Source organism: Candidatus Symbiopectobacterium sp. (assembly GCF_020054415.1).
GTDB lineage: Bacteria > Pseudomonadota > Gammaproteobacteria > Enterobacterales > Enterobacteriaceae > Symbiopectobacterium.
In genome coordinates this window covers 1-2,052 of record NZ_JAHWCO010000484.1, presented here as the reverse complement: position 1 = coordinate 2,052, position 2,052 = coordinate 1, and the positions used below count along the sequence as shown (strand labels likewise).

General features: G+C 50.2%; 3 protein-coding genes. 1 reads left to right on the top strand and 2 read right to left on the bottom strand.

Features of this window, described 5'->3' with window-relative positions; genetic code table 11:
• A partial coding sequence (locus QZ506_RS14220) for a transposase (RefSeq protein ID WP_291971901.1) occupies nt 1-172 on the bottom strand: 172 nt, incomplete at its 3' end.
• A gap of 682 nt (nt 173-854) precedes the next feature.
• Between QZ506_RS14220 and nagK the strand changes: the two genes are divergently transcribed.
• Nucleotides 855-1,769 carry an N-acetylglucosamine kinase gene (gene nagK, locus QZ506_RS14215; RefSeq protein WP_291971897.1) on the top strand — a complete coding sequence of 305 codons (915 nt, stop codon included), beginning with the start codon at nt 855-857 and terminating at the stop codon, nt 1,767-1,769.
• A 158-nt stretch (nt 1,770-1,927) separates the two neighbouring features.
• Here nagK and QZ506_RS14210 read toward each other — a convergent pair.
• Nucleotides 1,928-2,052 (bottom strand): IS1 family transposase (locus QZ506_RS14210; protein ID WP_291971899.1); only part of this gene is annotated, 125 nt, incomplete at its 5' end.

The following is a 2,052-nucleotide window of genomic DNA, read 5'->3' as shown; positions in this document are numbered from 1 at the left end:
TGGTGATGGCCATATCTGAGTAGTGGAGCGGTCTTCCACGCCGTTCAGTAGTGTTTTTTTCCGTCCATGCAGCAATGGCTGATTCATCTAGCCATACGGTTAGAGAACCGCGCTGCTTGAGGGCCTTGTTATAAGAGGGCAAGTTGGTGATTTTATAATTTTGTTTTGCCATGGAGACCTGATTTTGAAACAACTGCGGTGATCTGCTCCGATGATTACCCAAAAGTTCTATTTATTCAACAAAGCCCCCCATTGGTACAGATATTGAAGTAGCCAACGTAGTAGGTGGATCAACGATATCCGTTGCATCCCCACCGGGAATGAGCATTGGCACTCTGGTTGCTGGGGCTAGTTACGACATTGTGAACTCAACTCAGATAGTTAGGTTTACTCGGGTTACTGCGGGGCGGTGGGCCATTCTTTAGAAACAAGCGTACCGCGTGCGTGTCGCGCTGTGGCGTAAAAATGCGGTGTGAATGCCAAGGATGGAAATGGGGCATATACTCAATAAACGTCAAGATGCACGGCAAGGCAGCGAGAAAGACTTACTGCCCACCCCTTCTACTGGATAGGCAGATGCATCTTGAAGTACGTTGAGTATATAGCGCATGGGATTTCCTTCGTCAAGTATGGGGATTCTGGCGTAGTCGGCAAGTCGAAATAAGCGGTAAGTTATTGATAAAAATGTCGTGCTTTGTCGTGCTTTGTTGTGTTTTGTCGCCTGTTTTTTGAGCGATAAATTCAGTCAATATATTGATATTTATAGTTTTTATGTTCTTTTACTCTGCTATGCGGGCAATAGCGCTACGGCCACTTGCAATCGCATAACCTATTCAGCCACAGAGGAGTGAGCCATGTATTATGGTTTTGATCTGGGCGGCAGGAAGATTGAAGTCGGCGTCTTTGATGCGGATATGAGGTCCGTGTGGCAAAAACGGGTGCCTACGCCGCGTAATGACTATGATGCATTGCTGGCGTCCTTTGCTGCACTCACGCAGGAAGCCGATGCGTTGACGGGCAAACAGGGGACCGTCGGCGTCGGTATTCCCGGTATGCGTGGCGGGGATGATGGTGCGCTGTTTACTGCTAACCTGCCCGCAACCATGGGAAAACCACTACAGGCGGATTTGCAACGCCTGTTGCGGCGTGATGTGCGCATGACCAACGATGCCAACTGCTTTGCCCTTTCGGAAGCTTGGGAGGGTGAATTCCGTCAGTATCCTGTGGTGTTGGGGATGATCCTTGGCACCGGTGTCGGTGGCGGTCTGGTGATTAACGGCGAAGCGATTGATGGTCGAAACGGCATTACCGGCGAATTCGGCCATTTCCGGCTACCGGTGGATGCACTGGATATTATGGGGGAGGATATCCCTCGGGTGAAATGCGGCTGTGGTCAATCTGGCTGTATTGAAAACTATATTTCTGGCCGAGGTTTTGAATGGCTTTATACGCATACCTATGGCGAAAGTCTTAATGCTGTCACCATTATTCGCCACTATCGGGCGGGTGAAGCAAACGCTCTGGCGCACGTCGATCGCTATATGAGCGTGCTGGCGGCCTGCGTGGGGAATCTGTTGACAATGTTTGACCCCCATTTGCTGGTACTGGGCGGTGGGTTGTCTAACTTCGACGAGATCTATCAGTTTCTCCCGACGCGGTTGCCCGAGTATTTGCTGCCGGTTGCGCACTTACCGCGCATTGAGAAGGCGCGCTATGGTGATGCAGGTGGCGTTCGTGGCGCGGCACTGCTGCACTTTTCTTCGCAGTAGTTTTTTTAGCGGTAAACGCTTATTGGCAATCAAGCAGGCAGCGTTATACACTGAATAATTCGAGTTGCAGGAAGGCGGCAAGTGAGAGAATCCCGATGAGCTTACTCAGGTAAGTGATTCGGGTGAGCGGTTCGTGTATTCTATGAGTTGATGTAGCATCAAACGTAGTACTCGCGTTCGATGTAAGTACCGATGATCCTATCGTGCATTTCGGATGATTTTGAATATCCGAGCGTCTTGCGATTGAGCCGTTGCAATCGGTTACGCAGTGTCAGATGTGCAC